20 protein-coding genes and 1 tRNA gene are annotated in these 24601 nt (G+C 66.7%); 2 read left to right on the forward strand and 19 right to left on the reverse strand.

Annotation, left to right across the window (positions count from 1 at the left end; all coding sequences use genetic code 11):
* Positions 1-39: 39 nt before the first annotated feature.
* A complete protein-coding gene (locus tag AC07V5_RS19320; protein WP_495117334.1) occupies positions 40-2331 on the forward strand; it encodes a DEAD/DEAH box helicase in 2292 nt (763 codons plus the stop codon).
* Between the two features lie 150 nt (positions 2332-2481).
* On the opposite strand, the gene AC07V5_RS19325 is transcribed toward AC07V5_RS19320, so the two are convergent.
* From AC07V5_RS19325 to AC07V5_RS19385, 13 genes are all read right to left on the reverse strand, one after another.
* Positions 2482-2558: transfer RNA gene (locus AC07V5_RS19325), tRNA-Pro, on the reverse strand.
* A gap of 66 nt (positions 2559-2624) precedes the next feature.
* Positions 2625-3152 carry a MerR family transcriptional regulator gene (locus AC07V5_RS19330; RefSeq protein WP_495117335.1) on the reverse strand — a complete coding sequence of 176 codons (528 nt, stop codon included), beginning with the start codon at positions 3150-3152 and terminating at the stop codon, positions 2625-2627.
* 35 nt (positions 3153-3187) lie between these two features.
* Complete coding sequence (locus tag AC07V5_RS19335) at positions 3188-3559, reverse strand: integration host factor subunit alpha (RefSeq protein ID WP_495117336.1); 372 nt, start codon at positions 3557-3559, stop codon at positions 3188-3190.
* Positions 3560-3579: 20 nt separating this feature from the next.
* The gene (pheT, locus tag AC07V5_RS19340) at positions 3580-6009 is read right to left on the reverse strand and encodes a phenylalanine--tRNA ligase subunit beta (protein ID WP_495117337.1); all 2430 of its coding nucleotides are present in this window, start codon (positions 6007-6009) and stop codon (positions 3580-3582) included.
* A gap of 13 nt (positions 6010-6022) precedes the next feature.
* On the reverse strand, positions 6023-7066 hold the full coding sequence (gene pheS / locus AC07V5_RS19345) for a phenylalanine--tRNA ligase subunit alpha (protein WP_495117338.1): 1044 nt from the start codon (positions 7064-7066) through the stop codon (positions 6023-6025).
* Positions 7067-7152: 86 nt separating this feature from the next.
* The gene (gene rplT / locus AC07V5_RS19350; protein WP_025564000.1) at positions 7153-7509 is read right to left on the reverse strand and encodes a 50S ribosomal protein L20; all 357 of its coding nucleotides are present in this window, start codon (positions 7507-7509) and stop codon (positions 7153-7155) included.
* A gap of 26 nt (positions 7510-7535) precedes the next feature.
* Positions 7536-7739 (reverse strand): 50S ribosomal protein L35, encoded by a 204-nt coding sequence (rpmI, locus tag AC07V5_RS19355; RefSeq protein WP_495117339.1) that lies wholly within the window; start codon positions 7737-7739, stop codon positions 7536-7538.
* Positions 7740-7859: 120 nt separating this feature from the next.
* Complete coding sequence (gene infC, locus AC07V5_RS19360; RefSeq protein ID WP_082568087.1) at positions 7860-8405, reverse strand: translation initiation factor IF-3; 546 nt, start codon at positions 8403-8405, stop codon at positions 7860-7862.
* A 69-nt stretch (positions 8406-8474) separates the two neighbouring features.
* A complete protein-coding gene (thrS, locus tag AC07V5_RS19365) occupies positions 8475-10382 on the reverse strand; it encodes a threonine--tRNA ligase (RefSeq protein ID WP_495117340.1) in 1908 nt (635 codons plus the stop codon).
* Between the two features lie 191 nt (positions 10383-10573).
* Positions 10574-11662, reverse strand: a complete 1089-nt coding sequence (locus tag AC07V5_RS19370) for a patatin-like phospholipase family protein (protein WP_495117341.1) — start codon at positions 11660-11662, stop codon at positions 10574-10576.
* A gap of 61 nt (positions 11663-11723) precedes the next feature.
* A complete protein-coding gene (locus AC07V5_RS19375) occupies positions 11724-13958 on the reverse strand; it encodes a TonB-dependent receptor plug domain-containing protein (protein ID WP_495117342.1) in 2235 nt (744 codons plus the stop codon).
* A 158-nt stretch (positions 13959-14116) separates the two neighbouring features.
* Entirely contained in the window at positions 14117-16459 is a 2343-nt protein-coding gene (locus AC07V5_RS19380) for a Tex family protein (protein WP_495117343.1), read from the reverse strand.
* Positions 16460-16511: 52 nt separating this feature from the next.
* A complete protein-coding gene (locus AC07V5_RS19385; protein ID WP_495117344.1) occupies positions 16512-17396 on the reverse strand; it encodes an AraC family transcriptional regulator in 885 nt (294 codons plus the stop codon).
* 132 nt (positions 17397-17528) lie between these two features.
* Here AC07V5_RS19385 and AC07V5_RS19390 point away from each other — a divergent pair, with 132 nt between their 5' ends.
* A complete protein-coding gene (locus tag AC07V5_RS19390) occupies positions 17529-18284 on the forward strand; it encodes an SDR family NAD(P)-dependent oxidoreductase (protein ID WP_495117345.1) in 756 nt (251 codons plus the stop codon).
* On the opposite strand, the gene AC07V5_RS19395 is transcribed toward AC07V5_RS19390, so the two are convergent.
* From AC07V5_RS19395 to kdgR, 6 genes are all read right to left on the reverse strand, one after another.
* Positions 18264-19529 (reverse strand): TIGR03862 family flavoprotein, encoded by a 1266-nt coding sequence (locus AC07V5_RS19395; protein WP_495117346.1) that lies wholly within the window; start codon positions 19527-19529, stop codon positions 18264-18266. The two genes, AC07V5_RS19390 and AC07V5_RS19395, sit on opposite strands and share 21 nt — an antisense overlap.
* Positions 19530-19578: 49 nt before the next feature.
* Positions 19579-21084 (reverse strand): MFS transporter, encoded by a 1506-nt coding sequence (locus AC07V5_RS19400; RefSeq protein WP_495117347.1) that lies wholly within the window; start codon positions 21082-21084, stop codon positions 19579-19581.
* A gap of 228 nt (positions 21085-21312) precedes the next feature.
* On the reverse strand, positions 21313-22200 hold the full coding sequence (locus AC07V5_RS19405; protein WP_495117348.1) for an SDR family oxidoreductase: 888 nt from the start codon (positions 22198-22200) through the stop codon (positions 21313-21315).
* The gene (locus AC07V5_RS19410; protein WP_495117349.1) at positions 22197-22649 is read right to left on the reverse strand and encodes a GNAT family N-acetyltransferase; all 453 of its coding nucleotides are present in this window, start codon (positions 22647-22649) and stop codon (positions 22197-22199) included. The genes AC07V5_RS19405 and AC07V5_RS19410 overlap by 4 nt, the downstream gene beginning before the upstream one ends.
* The gene (locus tag AC07V5_RS19415; RefSeq protein ID WP_495117350.1) at positions 22649-23668 is read right to left on the reverse strand and encodes an NADP-dependent oxidoreductase; all 1020 of its coding nucleotides are present in this window, start codon (positions 23666-23668) and stop codon (positions 22649-22651) included. Before AC07V5_RS19415 ends, AC07V5_RS19410 begins: the two co-directional genes overlap by 1 nt.
* A gap of 93 nt (positions 23669-23761) precedes the next feature.
* Positions 23762-24568, reverse strand: coding sequence for a DNA-binding transcriptional regulator KdgR (gene kdgR / locus AC07V5_RS19420; protein WP_495117351.1), 807 nt, complete (start codon positions 24566-24568; stop codon positions 23762-23764).
* Positions 24569-24601 lie beyond the last annotated feature (33 nt).

A 24601-nucleotide genomic window follows, 5' to 3' on the forward strand; every position in this document is an offset into this window, starting at 1 on the left:
TTCGGTCGCGAAGGTCTCGCGGGCTGCGAGACTGTCGCGATGCCCGTTTCTCGCCCCCACCTCACGCTGCGCACGTTGACGCGCGGCGATGGCCTGCTGGGCCTGCGCCCACGCGGCCCCCTCGGGCCACGCGGCGAGCAGGTGACGGTGGCGATGCTGGCTTCGGCTGATTCACAAGCCGAGCAGGCGCTGCTGACGCGGGGCCTCATCCCGCTGGACCCCGGCCTGCTGCAATGGCGTGGTGACCCGTTGCAGCTGGGCTCGCTGTGGACGCTGGTGCAGGAAGAGTTCTTCGGCGACTTCCACGTCGACAAGGTGCCCGAGCTGCTGGCGGCGGGGTGGCAGGTCACCACGGAGCCCGGCTTTGCCCACCACAGCCGTGCCGTCAGCGGCTGGCAGCTCGGGCTGGCCGAAGCCGTCGAAGAGGCCCCCAAGCCCGCTCGCCGTGTCGAAGGCCTGGGCCTGGCGCGACGGCAGGGCGCCTGGCTGGTCAGCCTCGGCATGGAAGTGGACGGCGAGCGCATCGACCTCGCACCGCTGATCGCCAACCTGCTGCGCCGTGACAAGCGCTGGCTGGACGCCGTGGCGATTGGCGCCATCGAAGATGAAGCCGTCATCTCGCTGCGTGCGCCCGGAGGGCGGCGATTCCATGCCCAGGCCGCGCCGCTCAAGGCGATCATGCTGGCGCTGCTGGACCTGCTGAAGCCGGCACAGCTGGAGAAAGGCGAGCCGCTGCGGCTCAACGAGTGGGACGCCGACCGCATCAGGTGCGTCGAGGAAGAGTCGCGCGGCCGCTGGAAAATCCATGGTGACGCCGGCCTGAAGGCGCTCGGCCGGCGCCTGCTGGCGGCGGGCGTGCCGTCAGCGCTGGCGCAGCCACCGGGTCTTGGCCTGCAGCTACGGCCCTACCAACTTCACGGCCTGGCCTGGCTGCAATACCTGCGCGAACAAGGCTTGGCGGGCATCCTGGCCGACGACATGGGTCTGGGCAAGACGGCGCAGGCGCTGGCCCACATCTGGGCCGAAAAGCAGGCCGGCCGGCTGGACCGCCCGGCCCTTGTCATCGTGCCGACCTCGCTGCTCTTCAACTGGCAGCAGGAGGCGGCCCGCATTGCGCCGGGATTGAAGCTGCTGACCTGGCATGGCGCCGACCGCGCGGCCGGTGCGCGCATGGCCGATGCTGACCTCGTGCTGACCACCTACGCCCTCGTCTGGCGCGACCTGCGTGCTTTGTCGGCCCAACCCTGGCACCTGCTGATCCTGGATGAAGCCCAGGCCGTCAAGAACGCCCAGGCCCGCGCTGCTCGGGCGTTGCGGCGCCTGGACGCCCGTCATCACTTCGCGCTCACCGGCACGCCGCTGGAAAACCATTTGGGCGAGTTGTGGTCGCTCTTCGACCTGCTGATGCCCGGCTTCCTCGGCGACTCGCGCACCTTTGCGCGCCACTGGCGCAAGCCCATCGAGATCAACCGTGATGGCCCCCGTGCGCGCCTGCTGGCAGCCCGCGTCCGGCCTTTCATCCTGCGGCGCATGAAGACCGAGGTGGCCACCGAGCTGCCGCCGCTGACGGAACTGGTCAGGCGCGTCACGCTGGTCGGCCAGCAAAAGCAGTTGTACGAAAGCGTGCGCGTCGCGGCCGACCACATGATCCGCCGCATCCTGGCGCGCGACGGCTTCACGCCGACCAGCCTCATCAGCGTGCTGGATGCGATGCTCAAGCTGCGGCAGGTCTGCTGCGACCCACTGCTGATCAAGGGCGTGGAGATCCCGGCTCATGTCGAGCGCGCCAAGCTGGAATGGCTGCGCGAGCACCTGCCCGATTTCATCGCCCAGGGCCGGCGGCTGTTGGTGTTCTCGCAGTTCACGGAGATGCTGGACCTGATTGCCGCGGTGCTGGACGAACTGCGTCTGCCCCACCTGCGCCTGACCGGCAAGACCGCAGCCACCCAGCGAGGCGACATCGTGCAGCGCTTCCAGGCCCGCGAGGTTCCCATCCTGCTGGCCAGCCTCAAGGCCGGCGGCGTGGGCCTGAACCTGACGGCGGCCGACACGGTGATCCATGTCGACCCCTGGTGGAACCCGGCGGTGCAGGCGCAAGCCAGTGCCCGCGCCCACCGCATCGGCCAGGACCAGCCGGTGTTCGTCTACCAGTTGGTGGCGCAGGGCAGCATCGAGGAGCGCATGCTCGAGCTGCAGGAGCGCAAGCGGGCCTTGGCTGACGGCCTACTGGGGCAGGACGACGGCGGGGCCTTGAGCAAGTTCGGAGCGCCGGAGCTCGAGTTGCTGCTGGCGCCGCTGGAGGACGAGGGCGCGCCATTCCACAGCCCTTGACGCGAGAATCTTCCAGCTGCTGCGCTCCTGGCGCGTGGGCCAAGCCTTTGGCTGGTGGGTCCGTCAGCGGGCCAATGGCGTAAATTGAGCGCACAAAGGAAAACGGCCTAGCTGCCGAAGCTGCTAAGCCGTTGATTCTCTTCTTATTTTTGGTCGGGACGGCGGGATTCGAACTCGCGACCCCTTGCACCCCATGCAAGTGCGCTACCAGGCTGCGCTACGCCCCGACTGAGCCAATCAGTATACCCGATGAATTTGGGCTTTAGGCAGTTCAACCGCGTTTGCGGCCTATTTCAGCCCAGAAGACTGGCTCGAATCGCGAGCAGTTCGGCGCGCACCTGCTCCAACGACGTGAGCGGATTGACGGCCAAGATGGGAAGCGTCAGCGAGGCCTCGGCGGCTTTCAGCGGCTGAGCGTGCATATGCGAGAGCGTCGCGCGCGTTGCCGGCAGACGGACCTGTTCGGAGGTCACATCGAGATCGTCGTCCTCACCCGGGGAATCCATCGCCTCAAGCGCCTGCGCGGCTTCGGCTTCATCGCGGAAGTTCTGGGCTGCAGCGGGCGGGAGGCCTTCGCTGAGCTGGTTGCGCGCGCCGCTGATCGTGAAGCCCTGGTCGTAGAGCAGATCGCGGATGCGGCGGATCAGCAGCACCTCGTGGTGTTGGTAATAGCGCCGGTTGCCGCGCCGCTTCATGGGCTTGAGTTGGGTGAACTCCTGCTCCCAATAGCGCAGAACGTAGGGCTTCACACCGCAAAGATCGCTGACCTCACCGATGGTGAAGTAGCGTTTAGCGGGGATGGCGGGAAGCGCCTTTTCCATTGCAAATCAACAAGTTCGCGAGGGGAGGGGAGACTCTACTCGAAGTCTTCCCCGGCCGGCGCATCACCTTGCACCTGCCCCTTGAGTTTGTGGCTGGCGTGAAAAGTCACGACGTTGCGTGCCTTGATGGGGATGGACTCACCGGTGCGCGGGTTACGGCCCGGGCGCGGCGCCTTACGGCGGATATTGAAGTTGCCGAAGCCCGAGAGCTTCACGTCCTGGCCCTTCACGAGGCTGTCGTGCAGGATGTCGAAGAAGGCCTCCACCATGTCCTTGGACTCGCGCTTGTTCAGGCCCAGCTTGTCGAACAGCAGTTCGGCCAGCTCGGCCTTGGTGAGCGTGGGCGTTTCCAGGCTGCCGATGACGACCGCAGCGGCTTCGGATTTCTTGGCGTCGTTCGCGTCCATTCTTGTTCCTGTTCCTGGGGTCAGCCGCGCAGGCGGGCGCCGAGTTGGCTGCTCGCTGCCGTGACGATGGCCGCCACGGCCGCATCGATGCGTTCATCGGTCAGCGTGGCTTCGTCGTCGAGCAGTTCCAGCCTCACGGCCAGGGAGCGCTCGTCGGCCTGCAGATCGGTGCCGGCACCGGCCGCCGGCTTGAAGACGTCGAACAGCCTGGCCGAGCGGAGCAACGCGCCACCGGCGGTTGTGATGGCAGCCATCAGCACGTTGTGCGGCGTGCTGTCCTTGACGACCAGCGCCAGATCGCGTTGCACGGCTTGCTGACGCGGCAGCGGCTGGCCTTGCGGCAGCGTGCGCAGCAGCGCAGCGTCGAGGTTCAGCTCGAAGACGATGGGCGCGCTGCCGCTGATCTCGTAGCCCTGGCGCCAGCGCGGGTGCAGTTCGCCGACGACGCCGATGACGGCGCCATTCAGCTTCACGCGGGCGCTGCGGCCCGGGTGTAGGGCCGGATGCTCAGCGGCTTCGAAGCTCAGCGTCTGCGGCGCGAACAGCGCTTCCAGGTCGCCCTTGACGTCGAAGAAGTCGACGGCACGGTCGCGCTGGCTCCACTGCTGTTGATCGGCCGGGCCCCAGGCGAGGCCGCCCAGGCGCAGCGGCTGTTCGATGCCAGCGACGGACAGCGGGCCATAGGCCACGCCAGCGTCACGCTTGAACACGCGGCCCAGTTCGAACACGCGCACACGCGTCGCGCGGCGGGACTGGTTGTGGCGCAGCACCTGCACGAGGCTGCCGATGAGGCTGGTGCGCATCACCGACAGCGGTGCGGCGATGGGATTCAGCAGCTTGATCGGGTCGGTAACACCGGCCAGCTCACGCTCCCAGCGCTCTTCGACGAAGCTGAAGTTGATGGTCTCGAAGTAGTCGCGCGCGGCCACGGAACGGCGCAGTGCATGCGTCGCCTGGCGTGACTCCGAGCCCGTGCGGCCCACGATGGGTGCCAGCGGCGCGGTGGACGGCAGCGTGGGGTAGCCCAGTACGCGGATGACTTCCTCGATGAGGTCTTCCTCGATGAGGATGTCGAAGCGCCAGCTCGGCGGGGTCACCGTGATCACGCCGTCAGCGCTCGTGAAGGGCAGGCCCAGGCGCGTGAACACGCCTTCGCATTGCGCTTGCGTCAGCGGCATGCCGATGACTTTGGCGGCGCGAGCGACGCGCAAAGCGACGGGCTTGCGTACCGGCACATTGGGCGACTGGTCATCCATCGGGCCGACCTTGGTGTCGGCCGTGCCACAGATGTCGATGATGAGCTGGGTGATGCGCTCGATGTGCTCGACGGTCTGCGACGCATCGACGCCGCGCTCGAAGCGGTGACCAGCGTCGGTGGAGAAGTTGTAGCGACGGCCGCGGCCCATGACGGCTTCGGGCCACCAGAACGCAGCTTCGACGTAGACGTTGCGCGTGTCGTCGGACACAGCGGTGTGGTCGCCGCCCATGATGCCCGCGAGGGACTCAACCTCGCGTGCATCCGAGATGACACCGACCTTGTCGTCGACGGTGATGGTGTTGCCGTTCAGCAGCTTGAGCTGTTCGCCGGCCTTGCCCCAGCGCACGACCAGCTCGCCGCTGATCTTGTCCAGGTCGAAGATGTGCGACGGGCGGCCGTACTCGAACATCACGTAGTTGGAGATGTCGACGAGGGCCGTCACCGAACGCTGGCCGCAGCGCTCCAGGCGCTGGACCATCCAGGCCGGCGTCTTCGCCTTGGTGTCGATGCTCTTGACGATGCGGCCCGAGAAGCGGCCGCACAGGTCGGCGGCTTCGATGCGGATGGGCAGCTTGTCGTCCAGCGTCGGCTTCACCGGCGGGAACTCGGCCATCAGCAGCGGTGCGCCGGTCAGTGCGGAGACTTCGCGTGCGACACCGAAGACGCTCAGGCCATGGCCCAGGTTGGGCGTCAGCTTGAGCGTGAACAGCGTGTCGTCGAGGTTCAGATGCTTGCGGATGTCTTCGCCGATGACGGCGTCCGCAGGCAGCTCCAGCAGGCCGCCATGGTCTTCGCTCAACTTGAGTTCGCGGGCGGAACACAGCATGCCGAAGCTCTCAACGCCGCGCAGCTTGCCGACGCCGATCTTGAAGGGCTTGGCGGCGTCATCGGTAGGCAGCTCGGCACCGACCGTGGCCAGCGGCACCTTGATGCCGACGCGGGCATTGGGTGCGCCGCAGACGATCTGCAGCGGCTCCGCGCCGCCAGCGTTGACCTTGCACACGCGCAGCTTGTCGGCGTTGGGATGCTGCTCGGCTTCGAGGATCTCGGCGACGACGATGCCGTGGAAGGGCGGCGCGACGGGGCGCAGCTCTTCGACTTCCATGCCGGACATGGTCAGCAGTTCGGCCAGTTTTTCAGTGGACAGCGGCGGATTGCAGAACTCGCGCAGCCAGGACTCGGGGAATTGCATATCGGTCGTCGAATTACTTGAACTGAGCGAGGAAGCGGAGGTCGCCGTCGAAGAAGGCGCGCAGGTCGTTGACGCCGTAGCGCAGCATCGCCAGGCGGTCGATGCCGGAGCCGAAGGCGAAGCCGATGTAGCGCTCGGGGTCCAGGCCCATGTTGCGGATCACCTGCGGGTGCACCTGGCCGGAGCCAGATACCTCCAGCCAGCGGCCCTTCAGCGGTCCGCTTTCGAACATGATGTCGATCTCGGCGCTGGGCTCGGTGAAGGGGAAGTAGCTGGGGCGAAAGCGCAGCTGCAGCTGGTCGGTCTCGAAGAAGGCGGTGATGAAGTTGAGATAGACCGCCTTCAGGTCCTTGAACGAGATGTTCTCGCCCACCCAGAGGCCTTCGACCTGGTGGAACATGGGCGAGTGGGTCGCATCGCTGTCCACGCGGTAAGTGCGGCCCGGCGCGATGACGCGGATCTCGGGCATCGTGTCCTGCCCCGCATAGCGCTTGGCGTGGGCCTGCGCGTAGCGGATCTGCATCGGGCTGGTGTGCGGGCGCAGGTTCAGCCACGAACCGTTCTCGTCCTTCATGTCGACGTAGAACGTGTCCTGCATGGAGCGCGCGGGATGGTTCTCGGGGTTGTTCAGCGCCGAGAAGCTGTACCAGTCGGTCTCGATCTCGGGGCCGTCCGCCACGTCGAAGCCCATGGAGCCGAAGATGGCTTCGATGCGCTCCATGGCGCGCGTGATCGGGTGCAGGCCGCCGGTGCCGCGGTTGCGGCCGGGCAGGGTGACATCGAGTGCTTCGGCCTTGAGCTGCTTCTCGAGCTCGGCGGCGGCCAGTGCGTCACGGCGGGCGGTGAGGGCGGCTTCGATGCCGACCTTGAGCTGGTTGATCTCGGCGCCGCGGGTCTTCTTTTCCTCGATGCTGAGGGCGCCCAGGCCCTTCATCAGTTCGGTGACGCGGCCAGACTTGCCAAGGAAGCGCGCCTTGGCATTTTCGAGTTCGGCGGGCGTCGGGGCGGCGGCAAAGTCGGCCTGTGCCGCTTGCAGCAAAGCGTCGAGATCAGACATTCGGAATTCGGAATGAGAAAGGGCCGACCCTGGTGGGCCGGCCCTGAAAGTTTGCGTACCCCGACGTGAGCCGAGGCGAATCGCAATCAGGCGAGCGCGGCCTTCACCTTGGCGAAGATGCTGGCAAAACCAGCCGGGTCGTTCACGGCCAGATCGGCGAGGACCTTGCGGTCGATCTCGATCTGGGCCTTCTTCAGACCCGCCACGAACTTGCTGTAGGACAGACCCAGACCACGCGATGCAGCGTTGATACGGGCGATCCAGAGCTGGCGGAAGACGCGCTTCTTGGTACGACGGTCACGGTAGGCGTATTGGCCCGCCTTCATCACCGCCTGCTTGGCGATGCGGAAGACGTTCTTACGGCGACCCCGGAAGCCCTTGGCCAGAGCCAAGACCTTCTTGTGACGGGCACGAGCGGTTACACCACGTTTGACGCGAGGCATGTGTTTCTCCTTGAGTCGTTAGTGGATTACAGACCAGCAAAGGGCAGCATCTGAGCGATGTGACCCATGTTGGTTTCGTGCACGGTGACAGTGCCACGCAGATGGCGCTTGTTCTTCGTGGTCTTCTTGGTCAGGATGTGGCGCTTGAACGCTTGACCGCGCTTGACGGTGCCACCCGGACGAACGCGAAAACGCTTTTTCGCGCTGCTCTTGGTCTTCATTTTGGGCATGTTGATGCTCCTTCTAAGTGTGTCCCTGGGGCGATACCGGTGAGCCCGGCATGCTTGTTGGCCTCAGGAGACTTGTGAACTGGCCGGCGACCAAACCGACCAGTCAAACCTGTTTTGGTCTCAGCGCTTTTTCGGCGCCAGGACCATGATCATTTGCCGACCTTCGAGCTTCGGCATGTTCTCGACGATCGCCACGTCGGCCAGTTCGTCGCGAATCCGCTCCAGCAGGCGCATACCGATGTCCTGGTGGGTGATTTCACGGCCCCGGTAGCGCAGCGTGACCTTGCCCTTGTCACCGTCTTCAGCGATGAAGCGGCGCAGATTGCGCATCTTGATCTGGTAGTCGCCTTCGTCCGTACCCGGACGGAATTTGACTTCCTTGATTTCGATGATCTTCTGCTTGGACTTGGCTTCGGCAGCGCGCTTTTGCTCCTGGTACTTGAACTTGCCGTAGTCCATCAGCCGGCAGACCGGCGGATTCGCAGTGGCAGAGATCTCGACCAGATCCACGTCCAGCTCGCCCGCCATACGCAGGGCTTCCTGGATGCTGACGACGCCGATGGGTTCGTTCTCGGGGCCGTTCAGGCGGACTTCGGGAGCCATGATTTCGCGGTTCAACCGGTGCTTGCGCTCCGGAATCGCACGACGGTCAGCAAACGTAGCGATGGTGTAGACCTTTCAACGGGCCCCAAGGCGAGGGGCCCAAACAAAACAAATCGCGCCCGAGAGGCCGGTTCAGACCTTGTTGGTGATGTCTGCGGAGATCCGGTTGAGGAAGTCCTGCAGGGGCATCACGCCAAGGTCCTGGTTGCCACGGGCGCGTACCGCAACGCTGCCATTCGCCTTTTCCTTGTCGCCTACGACGAGGATGTACGGCAGCTTTTGCATGGAATGCTGGCGGATTTTATAGGTGATCTTCTCGTTGCGCAAATCTGCCGAGGCCCTAAGCCCTTGTTTTTGCAGCGATTTCACAATTTCCGCCACGTAATCGGCCTGTGCATCGGTGATATTGGCCACCACGACCTGTGTTGGTGCGAGCCAAGTGGGCAGCGCGCCGGCGTGCTGCTCGATCAGGATGCCGATGAAACGCTCCAGGCTGCCGACGATGGCGCGATGCAGCATCAGCGGGCGTTTGTGCTCGCCGTCCTCGTCGACGAAGGCCGCGTCCAGGCGCTCCGGCATGTTGGGGTCGACCTGGATCGTGCCGCACTGCCATTCGCGGCCGAGGGCGTCCTTCAGCGTGTATTCGATCTTGGGGCCGTAGAAGGCACCTTCGCCCGGCAGATAGGTGAAGTCGCAGTTCGACGCGCGCAGGCCTTCAGCCAAGGCGTGCTCGGCCTTGTCCCAGCTCTCTTCGGTGCCGATGCGCTTCTCAGGCCGCGTCGACAGCTTGTAGATGATGTCCGTGAAGCCGAAATCCTTGTAGACCTTCTGCAGCAGCGCCGTGAAGGCCGTGACTTCGCCCTGGATCTGGTCTTCCGTGCAGAAGATGTGCCCGTCGTCCTGCGTGAAGCCGCGCACGCGCATGATGCCGTGCAGCCCACCGGTGGGCTCGTTGCGGTGGCACTGGCCGAACTCGCCGAAGCGCAGCGGCAGGTCGCGGTAGCTCTTCACGCCCTGCTTGAAGATCAGGATGTGGCCCGGACAGTTCATCGGCTTCAGCGCGTACTCGCGCTTCTCCGAGTCCGTCGTGAACATGTTGTCCTTGTACTTGTCCCAGTGGCCCGAGGCCTCCCACAGCGTCTTGTCGAGCAGCTGCGGGCCCTTGACCTCCTGATAGCCGTTGTCGCGGTACACGCGGCGCATGTACTGCTCCACCTCCTGCCACACCGTCCAGCCCTTGGGGTGCCAGAAGACGACGCCGGGGGCATGCTCGTCGATGTGGAATAGGTCCAGCTCCTTGCCGAGCTTGCGGTGGTCGCGCTTCTCGGCCTCCTCCAGCATCGTCAGGTACTTCTGCAGGTCGTCCTTGGTCGCCCAGGCCGTGCCGTAGATGCGCTGCAGCTGCTCGTTGCGGTGGTCACCGCGCCAGTAGGCGCCGGCCACCTTCATCAGCTTGAAGTGCTTGAGCTTGCCCGTGCTGGGCACGTGGGGGCCGCGGCAGAGGTCTTCGAAGGCACCTTCGGCGTACAGCGACACGTCCTGGTCGGCCGGGATGCTCTCGATGATCTCGGCCTTGTAGGCCTCGCCCATGGCCTTGAAGTGGGCCACGGCCTCGTCGCGCGGCAGCACGCGGCGCGAGACCTTCTCGTCCTTCTTCGCCAGCTCGGTCATCTTGGCTTCGATGGCGGCCAGATCCTCGGGTGTGAAGGGGCGCTTGTATGCAAAGTCGTAATAGAAGCCGTTTTCGATGACCGGGCCGATGGTGACCTGGGCTTCGGGGTAGAGCGACTTGACTGCGTACGCCAGCAAGTGAGCCGTCGAGTGGCGGATCAGCTCCAGGCCGTCGGCGTCCTTCTCGGTGACGATGGCAAGCTGGACGTCGTGGTCGATGACGTGACTGAGGTCGACGACCTTGCCGTCGACCTTGCCGCCCAGGGCGGCTTTCGCCAGGCCGGCGCCGATACTGGCGGCGACGTCGCCGACCGACAGTGCAGCGGGGAACTCACGGCGGGAGCCGTCGGGGAGTTGAATCGAAATCATGGGGTGCTCCAGAGCGCGGAGAAAGGGCGAAAACAAAAAAGCGCGGCCACTTGCCGCGCTTGATTGGTGAAGTCCGAAAAGGACTGGCGTGACGAGCCGCGGCCGACTAGGTACCTGTGAAGGTGGTCGTAGTTCGCGGTGTCATAACCAGGGTGCCTTTCTCGCTCTTGTGATGGGAGGGAATAGCGATTCTAAAGCGGCAAGGCCGAAATGGAGTCGCGCTGGGCCAACGCGGCGAACTCGTCGGCCAGGCGCTGGCTTTCCGTCACGGCAATGCGCCACCGGTGGCGGCGCTCGGTGGCATCCATGGCCATGAAGTCATTGCGGTCCGGCAGCTTGGCGCCGGGCAGCGTCGCGATGAACTCAGGCGACGGGCACAACAGCACGACGTTGTCCAGAAAGGCGGTCGAGCGGTGGCGGTGCTTCAGCGCCTTGTCCAGCCAGCCGGGCACCACCTGGCGCTGGAAGTGCGGGTAGAGCACCAGCGGCGCGGTGGAGGCCTGCAGCGCGCGGTAGTCCAGGTGCAGGTGGTAGTCGGTGATGCCACCGTCCCAGTAGGCGCCGCGCGGCGCGCCGGGCAGGTCGTGCTGGGCCTGCAGCCAGAAGGGGATGGAGCAGCTCGCCAACAGCGCGCCGCGCAGGTTGGCGCGCGACAGATGCACCTCGCGGCTGGTGAAGTCGTTCAGCTTGAGGGGCAGGCGGTCGCGTGGGTCGGAGAAGACGACGCGCTCCAGGAAGCGGCCCAGCAGCGGGCGCGACATGGCGTTGGCCGCGAATGCGCCGAGGTAACCCAGCGGCGTGCGGAGCTTGCCTTCCCGAGCGAGCAATCCAGCCCGGCCGCGCGACGTGACCACGTGCAGGCGCAGCCGGGGGTGGGCCAAGACTTCGCCCTCGCGACCCTGGAATATCTCGCCCAGGATCTCGCCAAAGCGCCTGCTGACACCCTCGGGCCGCGGGCGCTTCTCGCCAGGCAGCACGTCGTACTCCTGCGTCACATAGGCCTCTGCCATCGTGTCGAAGGCGGCGGCTACGTCGCGGTGGGCGAGGGCCGCGGTCGCCATGCGCCATGCGCCGATGCTGGCGCCGACGAGGTGCACCGTCTGGCGGCTCTGGGGCAGCCAGTCACCAAAGACGTAGCGGTCCAGGCCGTTGAGGATCAGCCCCTTGGGGCCGCCGGCGGCGGCGGGCATGAGGCCCACGTCCTCGGCGCGCAGGCCTCGCTCGGCCAGGCGCGCCTTGGCGGCCGGGCCGGCAAATACTTGAAGGGCAGCAGAAGTCATCGCCCGACAAGATAGCCGAGACCGGCCGCGTCTCGTGACACGACCGGGACGGCTTGAGTCTTCAGAACTTGTGTTCCCAGTTCACGGCCCACCAGGCGACGGGCTTGCGCTCGTTCAGGATGAAGTCCTGCAGGCCGTTGTAGGTCACACGCGTGCCCTGCTTGGGCTGGAACAGGCCATTGACGCTCAGGCGCACGCCGTCCTGCTTGGTGACCTGCATCGCGGCGAAGGCGTCCAGCGAGCGCGAGGCCAGGCTTTCCTGGCTCTGAAGCGCGCTCTGCTGCACGTCGAAGTGGGGCGCGATCTGGGCGCTGAAGCCCATGTTGATCGGCAGGCTCTTCATCCGGTAGTCGGCGCCGAAGTTGAACTGCCAGGGCTGCTGGCCTTCCAGGCGGTTGTTCGGGCCGGCGATGTCGCTGACCGACGAGCGGTAGACGTTCAGCGAGGCGCGCAGGGACAGCGCGGTCGTCGGGTCGAAGAGGCTGGGGAAGAGCTCACCCGCGCGCCCCTTGACCTCCAGCTCCAGGCCTTCGGTCGTGGCCTTGCTGAGGTTGATCTGCGTGATGACCCAGCGCTGCGTCGGCGCCCAGCTGACGGTCTGCAGGCGCGGCTGATCCGTGCGGATCAGGTTGGTGATGCTGCGGCGGAACAGGCCCACCGACACCAGGCCACCCGCTGGCAGGTAGCTCTCGTAGGCGATGTCCAGGCCGGTTGCCAGCTCGGGCTTCAGGCCGGGGTTGCCGATGCGGTCGGGCGTCGTGCGGGTGTTGCCGACGGTCAGCGGTTCGGTCGTGTTGATGGACGGGCGGTTGATGAGCTGCTGCACGTCCGGCGCCTTGTAGCTGCGCGTCAGGCTGGCGCGCACCAGGTCGCGGCCCTTGGGGTCGGGCTTGAAGTTCAGGTGCAGCAGCGGCGTCGTGACCTTGCTGGTGCTCTGGAAGTCGCTGTTGCCAACGACGCCCGTGCCCTCGCTCGCCATCTTGATCTGCTCGTGGCGCACGCCGAAATAGGCCGACCACTGCTTGTTGATCTCCCACTCGTCCTGGCCGTAGATGGCGGTGCGGGTGATGGTGGCGTTGAAGGGCTGGCCTTCGATGCCGGGCAGCAGATCGACGCCGTTTTCCACCGTGCGGCGGACCTCGTCGCGCACGCGGCGTTCGATCTCGCTGCCAACGGTGACGGTGTGGGCCTCGCCCGCGTACTGGCTGTACTTGCCGGCCAGCGAGTTGTTGCGGTTGCGGTTCTCGCCCGAGGTGGTGCGTTTGATCGGCGTGGCGCCGTTGCGGCCTTCGAAGTCGAAGTTGAAGTCCGCGCCGCCCGATCCCGTGCCGGCGCGCAGCTCGACGCGGCGGTCCTCGCCGAAGCGGTTGTTGTATTGCAGGTTGATGCGGTTGGCCGAGAACGTGCCGCGGTTGCGCGTGACCTCGTTGATGGTGCGCGGCACGTAGAGGGCGTCGCTGTCGGGCAGCTTGGTGACGGTGTTCTCGCCCTCGTTGCGGAAGCGGTTGCTGACGAAGAAGCCCTGCACGCTCAGCGTCTCGTCGTCGCCCAGCTTCCAGTTCAGGCGCGGCGACACATTGAAGCCGCGGCCGTGGGCGCGGTCATAGCCCTCGTTGCTGACGTGCTGGCGCAGCTGCAGCGGCGGCGTCGGGGCGGCGTTGCTCAGGCGCTCGCCATCCAGCTCGTTCTTGAAGTTCCACTGGTAGACCGAGATCGGCAGCACGAAGCCGACACCGCCAACGATGCGGTCGCCGTAGGTGAAGCCGGCATTGATGACAGGCTTCTCGCTCGCGTAGGCCAGGCCCAGGCGCAAGTCCTTCTGCACGACGCGCGGGGCGTCCTTCAGGATGATGTTCAGCGTGCCGGCGATGGCCTGGGCGCTCTGGTCGGCCGTCGGGGCCTTGCTGACCTCCAGGCGCTCGACCTGGGCGGGGTTCAGGTTGTCCAGGCTGAAGCCCGGGGGCGCCGGCTCGCCGTTGACGAGGATCTGCGTGTAGGCGCCGCCCAGGCCGCGCATGCGCAACTGGCCGCCGGAGACGTTGATGCCGGGCAGGCGCTTGAGCACGTCGCTGAGCTGCGTGTCGCCGTACTTGTCCAGCTCGTCGCGGCCGTAGAGCTGCTTGGCCACGGGCTCGCGGCGGCGCAGGTCGGTGTCGGTCTGCTGGCGTGTCACCGAGACGCGTTCGAGCTGGCTGTTGTTCGGCGTGGGCGAGGTGGACGCGCGGTCGACCTCCTGCTGGGCCAGGGCCAGGGCGGGGCTGAGCAGCAGCAGCGAGGCGAGGACGGGCGTTTTCAAAGAGGACTCCGGATGGCGGTGTTCGGGGCGGCGCGCACGATAACCAGATGCGCGCCAGGCTGCAGGCTTGCTGCGACCAGTTGCAGGTTCAGGGGCGTCAATCAACGCCCTGTGGTGCGGGCCGCGATGATGGCAGCCCGTTGTGTCAATGACGAAGGTCAGCGCTTGAGCTTGGCGAAGGCCGCAGCCATGGCGCCGCCAGCCGGCTGCGAGTCGCGTCCACCGCCGCCGTTGCTGCCATTGCCGCCAGGGCGCTCGTTGCGGGCGGGCGGGCGGAAGCTGTTGTCCTGCTTGGGGCCACGGGGTGCCTGTGCGTCGAGTTTCATCGTCAGGGAAATGCGCCGGCGGGCCAGGTCCACTTCCAGCACCTTGACCTTGACGATGTCGCCGGTCTTGACGACCTCGCGCGCATCGGTGACGAACTTGTTGGACAGCTGGCTCACGTGGATGAGGCCGTCCTGGTGCACACCCAGGTCGACGAAGGCACCGAACTGCGCGACGTTGCTGACCGTGCCTTCCAGCAGCATGCCGGGCTGCAGGTCCTTGACGTCCTCGACGCCGTCGTTGAAGCGGGCGACCTTGAAGTCCGGGCGCGGGTCGCGGCCGGGCTTTTCCAGCTCGGCCAGCACGTCCTTGACGGTGATGAGGCCGAACTTTTCGTCGGCCAACAGTTCGGGCTTCAGCGTGCGCAGCACTTCGCTGCGGCCGACGACGTCAGCGGCCGGGCGCTTGAGCTGGGCCAAGGCCTTCTCCACCAGCGGGTAGGTCTCGGGGTGCACGCCGCTGAAGTCCAGCGGGTTGTCGCCGCCGCGGATACGCAGGAATCCCGCGGATTGCTCGAAGGTCTTGGGGCCGAGGCCCGTCACGTCCAGCAGCTGCTGGCGATTGCGGAAAGCGCCGTTGGCATCGCGCCAGCGCACGATGCTGCTGGCGACCGAGGCCGACAGGCCGGACACCTTGGCCAGCAACGCCTGCGACGCAGTGTTCAGGTCCACGCCGACCTTGTTCACGCAGTCTTCGACGACGGCGTCCAGCGCGCGGGCCATCTCGCTCTGGTTGACATCGTGCTGGTACTGGCCGACGCCGATGCTCTTGGGGTCGATCTTCACCAGCTCGGCCAGCGGGTCCTGCAGGCGGCGGGCGATGGAGACGGCACCGCGCAGCGACACGTCCAGGTCGGGCAGTTCCTTGGAGGCGAACTCGGAGGCCGAGTAGACCGATGCGCCCGCTTCGCTGACGACGACCCGTTCGATCTGCACGTTCGCGTCCAGCGCCTGCAGCTTCTTGATGAGCTCGCCGGCGAGCTTGTCGGTCTCGCGGCTGGCGGTGCCGTTGCCGATGGCGATGAGGTTGACGCCGTGCGTGGCGCAGAGCTTGGCCAGCGTGTGCAGCGAGCCATCCCAGTCGCGGCGGGGCTCGTGCGGGTAGACGGTGGAGGTGTCCAAGACACGGCCCGTGTCGGAGACGACGGCCACCTTGACGCCCGTGCGGATGCCCGGGTCCAGCCCCATGACGACGCGCTTGCCGGCCGGTGCGGCCAGCAGCAGGTCGCGCAGGTTCTCGGCGAAGACCTTGATAGCGGTGGCTTCGGCAGATTCGCGCAGCCGGGCGAACAGGTCGCGCTCCAGGCTCAGGCTCAGCTTTACCTTCCAGGTCCAGCCGACGGTCTTGCGGATCAGCGCGTCGCCGGGGCGGTTGGCATGGCGCCAGCCGAGGTGGCTGGCAATGCGGCCTTCAGCCAGGGTGGGCTGGCCGGCGACGACTTCTTCATCCAGCACCAGCTTGGCGTCCAGCAGCTCCAGCGTGCGGCCGCGGAAGACGGCGAGGGCCCGGTGCGACGGCACGGTCTTGATGGACTCGGCGTAGTCGAAGTAGTCGCGGAACTTGGCGTTGTCCGGCGTGTCCGGGCTCTTGCCGTCCATGATCTTGGACTGGAACAGGCCCACGTCCCACAGCCACTCGCGCAGCTTGCCCACCAGCAAGGCGTCCTCGGCCCAGCGCTCGGCGAGCAGGTCGCGCACGCCGTCGAGCACCGCGTGGGCGTCGGCAAAACCAGCCTCGGCGTTGATGAACTTCGCGGCCTCGGCCAGCGGCTCCAGCAGCGGGTTGGCAAACAGCTGGTCGGCCAGCGGCTCCAGCCCGGCTTCGCGGGCGATCAGGCCCTTGGTGCGGCGCTTGACCTTGTAGGGCAGGTAGAGGTCTTCGAGCTCCTGCTTGGTCGGCGCGGTGCGGATGGCAGCTTCCAGCTCAGGCGTCAGCTTGCCTTGCTCGGCGATGGACTTGAGCACCGCCTCGCGGCGCTCGGCCAGCTCGCGCAAGTACGCCAGGCGGGCGTCCAGTTCACGCAGCTGGATGTCGTCGAGGCCATCGGTGGCCTCCTTGCGGTAGCGGGCGATGAAGGGCACGGTGGCACCGCCGTCCAGCAGGTCGACGGCGGCCTGAACCTGGGCGGGCCGAACCTTCAGCTCGGCGGCAATCTGGGAAACGATCAATTTGTCCAAAACGAGGCTCAGGAATGCAGGCGAAAAAGCCCACGATTTTCCCACACGGGCGTCAAGCCTGGGCGCTGAGCCGGGCAGCGGCCACGTCGCGCACCGGTGGCTGGCCGAACAGGCGGCCGTACTCGCGGGTGAACTGCGGCACGCTCTCGTAGCCCACGGCGAAGGCGGCGGCGCTGCCGCTCAATCCGTCGGCCAGCATCAGTCGTCGCGCCTCGATCAGCCGCAACTGCTTCTGGAACTGCAACGGCGACAGCGACGTCGTCTCGCGGAAGTGGCGATGGAAAGCTGAAGCACTCATGCCGGCCACGCCGGCCAACTGCTCGATGGCCCAGGGCTTGGCGAACTCCGCGCGCAGCAGCGCCACCACACGGGCCATGCGTTCGGCATGCCCGCCCGGCCAGCCCAGCTGTCGGATGGCGGCGCCGTGCCGGCCGGCCAGCAGCCAGTAGTGCAGCTCGCGCAACAACGAAGCCTGCAGCACCGGCAGCGCGTCGGGCCGGGTCAGCAGCTGAAGCAGGCGCAGGGCAGCGCTCGCCACTTCGGTGTCGGTCGGTAGCACGCGCACAGGCACGACTTTGCCGGCCGCGGCCGCCTGCATCTGCCCGGCCAGTTCGGCGATGACGGCGGCGTCCAGCTCCAGCACCAGCGAGTAGTAAGGCGCGGCCAGCGTGGCCTGGGTGATCTGGCTGACGGTGGGCACGTCGGCCGTGATCAGCAGCGACTCGCCGGCCGAGAAGTCCAGCGCATGCGCGCCCAGCGTCACCTGCTTGCGGCCCTGCACGACGAGGGCGACGAGCGGGCGCGAGATGGCATAGACCAGGCCGCTGGGTGCCGTGGCACGCACGGTGGTGAGGCCCGGGATGGGCGTGCGGGCGATGCCGTGGGCGTCGGCCTGCGCGTCGGCATGGCGGCGAACAGCATCGAGCAAGTCATTCATGGCGGCAAGCCTACAGCGTCGGTGGGCCGTTGGTGCTTGATCGGCAGGATCAGGCAAGTGGCGGGCAGCTTCCGGCAACCGCGCGCGGGCGCTGCCGCCGAGCATGAAGGCCTTCGTTCACAGGAGCTTTTCATGACCACCATCAGCCTCATCACCGGCGCCAGCCGCGGCCTCGGCCGCAACACCGCGCTCAGCATTGCCCGCCGCGGCGGCGATGTCATCGTCACCTACCAGAGCCGTGCCGACGCAGCCGAGGCGCTCGTCGCCGAGATCCGCGCGCTGGGCCGTCAGGCCGTCGCGCTGCCGCTGGACGTGGGCCGCGTTGCCAGCTTCCCCGCCTTCGCCGAACGGCTGCGCGCGGCGCTGCGCGACACCTGGGCGCGTGACCGCTTCGACCATCTCGTCAACAACGCCGGCCATGGCGACTACGCCTTGATCGCTGACACCACGGAGGCGCAGTTCGATGGCCTCGTCAACGTGCACTTCAAGGGCGTGTTCTTCCTGACGCAGGCGCTGCTGCCGCTGCTGGCGGACGGCGGGCGCATCGTCAACCTGTCGTCGAGGCTGACGCGCATGTCCTTCGCCGGCTACGGCGCCTACGCGGCGGTGAAGGGCGCGGTGGAGGTGCTGACCGTCTACCTGGCCAAGGAGCTGGGCGCGCGTGGCATTGCGGTCAACACGGTGGCGCCGGGCGCCATCGAGACGGATTTCGGCGGTGGCGCGGTGCGCGACAACGCCGAGGTCAACCAGCTCTTCGCCGGCATGACGGCGCTGGGCCGCGCCGGCGTGCCGGATGACATCGGCCCGATGGTGGCCAGCCTGCTGTCGGCGGACCATCGCTGGGTGAATGCCCAGCGCATCGAGGTGTCAGGCGGGCAGGCGATCTAGGAAGCCCGCCAGCCCCTGCGCCGCCGTGCGGCCGCTGGCCATGCTGGCGGTCAGCAGGTAGCCGCCGGTCGGGGCCTCCCAGTCCAGCATCTCGCCCGCGACGAAAACGCCGGGCAGTGCCTTCAGCATCAGGTCATCGGTCAGCGCCTCGAAGCGCACGCCGCCGGCCGTGCTGATGGCCTCGGCCACCGGGCGGGCGGCGTGCAGCGCCAGCGGCAGGCGTTTGAGTGCGGCAGCGAGCGTGGCCGCGTCGAGCATCTGCTCGCGCGTCAGCAGTTCGTGCAGCAGGCCGAGCTTGAGCGGGCCCAGGTTGAGGCGGCTCTTCAGGTGCGACGACAGCGACCGGCTGCCGCGCGGGTGCTTCACCTCGGCGAGCACGCGGTCGGACGTGAGCTGCGGCAGCAGGTCCAACTGCAGCATGGCTTGGCCGTCGCGGGCGATCTGGTCGCGCAGCTGGCGGCTGGCGGCGTAGACGAGCGAGCCTTCGATGCCGGTGGCGGTGATGACGAACTCGCCGGGGCGGCCGGCAAAGCCGGCGGTCTCCAGCGCGACGGGCTTGACGGGTTGGCCGGCGAACTCGTTGGCGAAGCGGTCGCTCCAGCCAGGGCCGCCGGCATGGGCCGCGGTGGGGCCGACGTCGAAGCCGCAGTTGGCCGGCTGTAGTGGCGCGATGTCCACGCCCCGAGCAGCCAGCCACGGCGCCCAGGCGCCGTCCGAGCCGAGTTGCGGCCAGGAGGCGCCGCCGAGTGCCAGCAGCGTGGCCTGCGGCGTGACGAGGCGTTCGCCTTCGGGCGTGTCGAAACGCAGTGCGCTGTCTTCCGCCCAGCCGGTCCAGCGGTGGCGCATCGCGAACTTCACGCCGGCGGCGCGCAGGCGGTGCAACCAGGCACGCAGCAGAGGCGCGGCCTTCAAGTCCTTGGGGAAGACGCGGCCCGACGTGCCCACGAAGGTTTCGACGCCCAGGCCGGCAGCCCAGTCGCGCAGCGCGTCGCCGTCAAAGCCGCGCAGCAGCGGTTCAATCTGCGCGGTGCGTTCGCCGAAACGGCCGAGGAAGGGCTCGAACGGCTCGGAGTGGGTGAGGTTGAGCCCGCCCTTGCCGGCCAGCAGGAATTTGCGGCCGACGCTGGGCTTGGCGTCGTAGACGGTGACGGTGTGGCCGGCAGCGGCCAGCACTTCGGCGGCCATCAGGCCTGCGGGGCCGCCGCCGATGATGGCGATATCGGCCGTGAGATCTTTGGGATGCATCCCCGATTCTAGAAACTGGTGCCTGGGGCGCTGTGGCCCACCGCTGCGCTCAGGCCGCTGCCGACGGTTTCGCCCCCGCCAGCGCGTTGTTGCCCCAGCACTGCTCGTACTTCCAACCTGTCAGTTCCTCGGCCACAGCGCGGGCCTCTGCAGGGGCGTCGGCGATGCGGCCGCCGGCCTTGATGCGGGCGATTTCCTCCAGCAGGACCGCGTGGTTCTTGCGGTCGAGTTTCATCTGGGTGGTGTAGTAGATGCCGCCCAGGCCGAGGCCGATCACGCCCAGCGTGAAGATGCCGATGATGGCGTTGACCGCGATGTCTGGCTGGGTGGCCTGGCCGGACAGGAAGCCGAACTGGCCCAGTGTCCAGCCCATCGCGAAGACGATGGCCGAGCGGGTGATCTTGCCGGCAAAGGTCATGGCACCCGCATAGATGCCTTCACGCCGCCGGCCGGTCAGCACCTCGTCGACGTCAGCCAGGAAGGTGTAGACCGTCCAGGGGATGTAGTAGACCCCGCCCGTGCCCAGGCCGAACACGGCCGTGATGGCGAAGAGGGCGATGACCGTGGTCTGCTTGGACCAGCCCAGGTAGAACAGCGCGGTATAGGCCAGCACGCTGCCGCAAACGACGAGCAGGGCGATACGGTAGGGCCGTGCAAAACCAAACTTGATGCACAGGCCGATGAACAGCATGGTCGATATCAGCTGCATCACCGAGCTGAAACTGTTCAGGTAGCCGACAACGGATTTGTCCTGCCCCATGCAGAAGACGATGAAATAGGTGAATATCGAGGCGAACAGCCATTCCGCGCCAAACCCCAGCAGATACATGCCGAGGTGTTTGCGGAAGATCTTGAGATGAAAGGTGGACAGCATGTCCACGGCGAGTTTCTTGAGGGCTTTGCCCAGGCTGCCGGCGCGCTCCTGCACGACCTCGTTGACGGGCCGCTCCCAGGAGGAGAGATAGAGGGCCGTCATGGCGGCGCACATGATGAGGGCGTAGATGATGCCGGTGAGCAGGAACGGCGTGGCCGACTCCTTGCTGTACACCAGGAACAGTTGTGCCGGGATGAAGGCGGCCAGGAAGTTGGCGCCCTTGCCGAACATGGCCTTGGAACCCGTGAGTTTGGAGCGCACAGCGAAATCCGTGGTCATCTCCGTTGCCAGGGTTTCATAGGGCACCATGATCATGGTATAGACCAGCTCGAAGAGGGCATACATGCTCAGGTAGTACCAAAACCCGAAACCCTCGATCCACATCAACGGATACAGCAGTACCGCAGGGATGCCGATCAGAATGAAAAATCGTCGGCGCCCGAACTTGCGACCTAATCGCGTGTTGTAGAAGTTGTCGCTGATATACCCCATCACGGGGTTGCTGATGGCGTCCAGGATGCTCGCCACCGAGAAGATCGTGGCCGCCTCGACAACCGTCAGCCCACAGAAGGTCGTGTAGAAATAGAGCAGCCATGCCGCCGCGATGGCCAGGGCGCCGCTGCCCAGCAGGTTGGCACTGCCGTAGCTCAGCGTGTGCCTCATCGAGATCGTTTTGCTCATGACTTGCTGTCTCCGATATTTCGGAAGACAGTTTCATTTTTTGTGGCCTGTCGTTCCGCGAGACAAGTATCCCATTTCCGGGTGCTTTGGCACCTGCCGTCAACCCTGGGCTGAGCCGGTCGTGTCGGTCGCTCCATGAGCAGCGCCCTGCCGGCTAGGGCCGGCAGGGCGCTGGGAAGGCAGGGGGCCGGCGAGGCCGACGCGAGGGTCAGGCCTCGCTGGGCGGGCTCAATCGGCGCGCAGCTTGGCGCGCAGGCCGGCGCCGATCTCGGGTCGGTCGGCGAAGGCGTCGGTCGGGTTGCGCAGCAGCATCACATCCTCCAGCCGCGTCTGCACGCCGGCCAGGGCCTGGGGGTGGCTGAAGATGTAGAACTTGTTGTGGTCGATGGCGTCGAACACCATCGCGGCCACGTCGGCTGCGGTCAGCTTGCCCGAAGACACGGCCTTGTCGGTCTGGGCCTGGGAGATCAGCTGGCTCTTGGTTGCCTTGGTCGCAGCGAACTCGCCCGGGCGGTTGCGGTGGCTCTGGCTGATGCCGGTGGGCACGAAGAAGGGGCAGAGCACCGAGGCGTGGACCTGGTCCGTCACCAGGGACAGGTCCTGGTAGAGCGTCTCGGACAGCGACACCACCGCGTGCTTGGACACGTTGTAGACGCCCATGTTCGGCGGGTTCAGCATGCCGGCCATCGAGGCGGTGTTGACGATGTGGCCCGAGTAGCTGGGGTCAGCCTTGGCAGCGGCCAGCATCATGGGCGTGAACAGGCGCACGCCATGCACGACGCCCATCACGTTGACGCCCATGACCCATTCCCAGTCGGCCAGGGAGTTTTCCCAGATCAGGCCGCCCGAGCCGACGCCGGCGTTGTTGAAGACGAAGTGGGGCGCACCGAAGCGTTCCTGCACGGCGGCGGCCAGCGCTTCCATCGGTTCGGCCTTGGCCACGTCGACGACGCGGGCCAGCACCTCGACGTCCTTGAACTCGGCGACGGCCTTCTCCAGCGCGTCGGCCTGCACGTCAACGAGGACGAGGTTCATGCCGCGCCGGGCGGCGAGGCGGGCGGTTTCCAGGCCGAAGCCGGAGCCGGCGCCGGTGATGACGGCGGTTTGTTTGGTCATTGCTTTGTCTCCTTGCGCATTTCTTGGTGGGCGATGCCGTCTTCCATGTATTGCTCGCCGACGGGGGCGAAACCGAAGCTGGCGTAGAAGCGTTCCAGGTGAGCCTGGGCGTGCAGCGTGATCGGGTGGGCGGGCCACAGGCGCTCGCATTGGGCGAGGGCCTCGGCCATCAACAGTCGGCCCGTGCCACCACCGCGCGCGGCGGGAGAGGTGACCACGCGGCCGATGAGGGCGTCGCTTGCCTTCAGGCCCGGCGGGATCAGGCGCAGATAGGCCTGCAGCCGGCCGTCATCGCCATGCCCCAGCAGATGCCAGGCCTGGCGGTCCAGGCCGTCGATGTCGAGGAAGACGCAGTTCTGCTCGACGACGAAGACCTCGGAGCGCAGGGCCAGCACGTCGTAGAGCTGTTCGACGTCCAGCTCCCCGAACGGGACGCAGGTCCAGCGCATCAGGCGAGCTTGACGAGCTGCTTGCCGAAGTTCTTGCCCTTGAGCAGGCCGATGAAGGCCTCGGGCGCGGCGGCAATGCCGTCGGCAATCGACTCGCGGTAGGTGAGCTTGCCCGTGGCCACCAGCGTGCCCAGTTCCTTCAGCGCCTCGGGCCACACTTCCATGTGCTCGGACACGATGAAGCCCTCGACCTTCATGCGGTTGACGAGGATGAGCTGGGGCGCAGCCATCGGGATGGGCTGGCCGTCGTAGCCGGAGATCATTCCGCACATCGCGATGCGGCTGAAGGCGTTGGCGCGCAGCAGCACGGCGTCGAGGATCATGCCGCCCACATTCTCGAAATAGCCGTCGATGCCGTTCGGGCACTCGGCCTTCAGCGCGGCGGACAGCGAGCGCACGTCGGCGTGCTGCTTGTAGTCGATGCAGGCATCAAAGCCCAGTTCCTCGACGACGTAGCGGCACTTGTCGGCGCCACCGGCCAGGCCCACCGCACGGGCGCCGCGCGCCTTGGCGAGCTGGCCCACCACGCTGCCGACAGCACCGCTGGCGGCGCTGACGACGACCGTTTCACCGGCCTTGGGGTTGATGATCTTCACCAGGCCGTACCAGGCCGTCACGCCGGGCATGCCGACCGGGCCGAGGTAGGCGGAGAGGGGGATGTGCGTCGTGTCGACCTTCTGCAGCACGCCGCGCTGGCTGGCGTCGACGGTCAGGAATTCCTGCCAGCCGCCCATGCCGACGACCTTGTCGCCGACGGCGAAATTGGCGTTCTTCGACTCGACGACCTCACCGACGGTGCCGCCGATCATGACCTCGTCAATCGGCTGCGAGGCCGCGTAGCTCTTGCTCTCGTTCATGCGGCCGCGCATGTAGGGGTCGAGGCTGAGGAAATGGTTGCGCACGCGCACCTGGCCATCGGCCAGCGCGGCGAGCGGCGCTTCGACGAGGCGGAAGTTGGCGGGCGTGACCTCGCCCTTGGGGCGCGAGGCGAGGACGATCTGGCGATTGACTTGGCTCATTGGGGGGCTGCTGGTTCACTCAACAGCCACCATTGAAGCACCCCGGTGGGGCCCCCTGCGTCCCAGGGGCGACAACGATTTAGAGCCCCGGGCTCAGCCCGCGGTCTTGATCGGGTAGTTGGTGCAGCCGAGCTTCTCGGAGATGTCGCGGCTGGCGGTTTGCAGCAGCCTGACGTACTCCGGCGCCTTCTCGACGTCGAAGCGGAAGGTCGGGAATGACACGCTCATGCCGGCAATCGGCTGGCCGAGGCGGTCGAAGATGGGCACGCCCAGGCAGCGGATGTGGTCGTCGAATTCCTCGCGGTCTTCGCCGAAGCCTTGCGCCTTGACCGTCGCCAGCTCGGCCAGGAAGGCCGGACGCTCGGTGATGGTCTTGTCGCGAAAGCGCTTGAACTCGGCGCCGTCGAGGATGCGGTCGCGGCGCTCGGGGTGCTCCCAGGCCAGCAGCACCTTGCCGATGGCGGTGCAGTGCAGCGGCGCACGGCGGCCGACGCGCGAGTACATGCCCAGCATGTGGCGCGAGTCGACCTTGTGGATGTAGATGATCTCGCTGTCGATGAGGCTGCCAAGGTGGACGGTCTCGCCGGTGGCGTCCGCCAGCATCTGCATGGGGTGCTTGGCCAGGTCGACCAGTTCGGGCGAGGGCAGGGCCTTGGCGCCGATCTCGAACATGCGGATGGCCAGGCCGTAGCGCTCGCTGTCGGCCTCCTGGCGCACGTAGCCCAGGCTTTTCATGGTCTGCAGGAAGCGGTAGACGGTGGCCTTGGGCATCGCCAGGCGCACCGACAGGTCGGTGATACCGATGTCACTGCGTTCGCCCAGGGCGTTCAGGATGGCGAACACCTTGAGTACCGCCGCAACCGATTCGGGTTGCTTTGAATCACCAATGTCTTCATCCATTGTTCTGAATCTTTCGGACGCGTGTTCCAAGAT

This window comes from Roseateles sp. GW821-FHT02E12 (assembly GCF_059421665.1).

Excerpts from the sequence above, each read along its gene's own strand:
- AC07V5_RS19320 (WP_495117334.1), top strand. The coding sequence starts at position 40 with ATGCCCGTTTCTCGCCCCCACCTCACGCTGCGCACGTTGACGCGCGGC.
- AC07V5_RS19330 (WP_495117335.1), bottom strand. The coding sequence starts at position 3,152 with ATGGAAAAGGCGCTTCCCGCCATCCCCGCTAAACGCTACTTCACCATC.
- AC07V5_RS19335 (WP_495117336.1), bottom strand. The coding sequence starts at position 3,559 with ATGGACGCGAACGACGCCAAGAAATCCGAAGCCGCTGCGGTCGTCATC.
- pheT (WP_495117337.1), bottom strand. The coding sequence starts at position 6,009 with ATGCAATTCCCCGAGTCCTGGCTGCGCGAGTTCTGCAATCCGCCGCTG.
- pheS (WP_495117338.1), bottom strand. The coding sequence starts at position 7,066 with ATGTCTGATCTCGACGCTTTGCTGCAAGCGGCACAGGCCGACTTTGCC.
- rplT (WP_025564000.1), bottom strand. The coding sequence starts at position 7,509 with ATGCCTCGCGTCAAACGTGGTGTAACCGCTCGTGCCCGTCACAAGAAG.
- rpmI (WP_495117339.1), bottom strand. The coding sequence starts at position 7,739 with ATGCCCAAAATGAAGACCAAGAGCAGCGCGAAAAAGCGTTTTCGCGTT.
- thrS (WP_495117340.1), bottom strand. The coding sequence starts at position 10,382 with ATGATTTCGATTCAACTCCCCGACGGCTCCCGCCGTGAGTTCCCCGCT.
- AC07V5_RS19370 (WP_495117341.1), bottom strand. The coding sequence starts at position 11,662 with ATGACTTCTGCTGCCCTTCAAGTATTTGCCGGCCCGGCCGCCAAGGCG.
- AC07V5_RS19385 (WP_495117344.1), bottom strand. The coding sequence starts at position 17,396 with ATGAATGACTTGCTCGATGCTGTTCGCCGCCATGCCGACGCGCAGGCC.
- AC07V5_RS19390 (WP_495117345.1), top strand. The coding sequence starts at position 17,529 with ATGACCACCATCAGCCTCATCACCGGCGCCAGCCGCGGCCTCGGCCGC.
- AC07V5_RS19395 (WP_495117346.1), bottom strand. The coding sequence starts at position 19,529 with ATGCATCCCAAAGATCTCACGGCCGATATCGCCATCATCGGCGGCGGC.
- AC07V5_RS19400 (WP_495117347.1), bottom strand. The coding sequence starts at position 21,084 with ATGAGCAAAACGATCTCGATGAGGCACACGCTGAGCTACGGCAGTGCC.
- AC07V5_RS19405 (WP_495117348.1), bottom strand. The coding sequence starts at position 22,200 with ATGACCAAACAAACCGCCGTCATCACCGGCGCCGGCTCCGGCTTCGGC.
- AC07V5_RS19410 (WP_495117349.1), bottom strand. The coding sequence starts at position 22,649 with ATGCGCTGGACCTGCGTCCCGTTCGGGGAGCTGGACGTCGAACAGCTC.
- AC07V5_RS19415 (WP_495117350.1), bottom strand. The coding sequence starts at position 23,668 with ATGAGCCAAGTCAATCGCCAGATCGTCCTCGCCTCGCGCCCCAAGGGC.
- kdgR (WP_495117351.1), bottom strand. The coding sequence starts at position 24,568 with ATGGATGAAGACATTGGTGATTCAAAGCAACCCGAATCGGTTGCGGCG.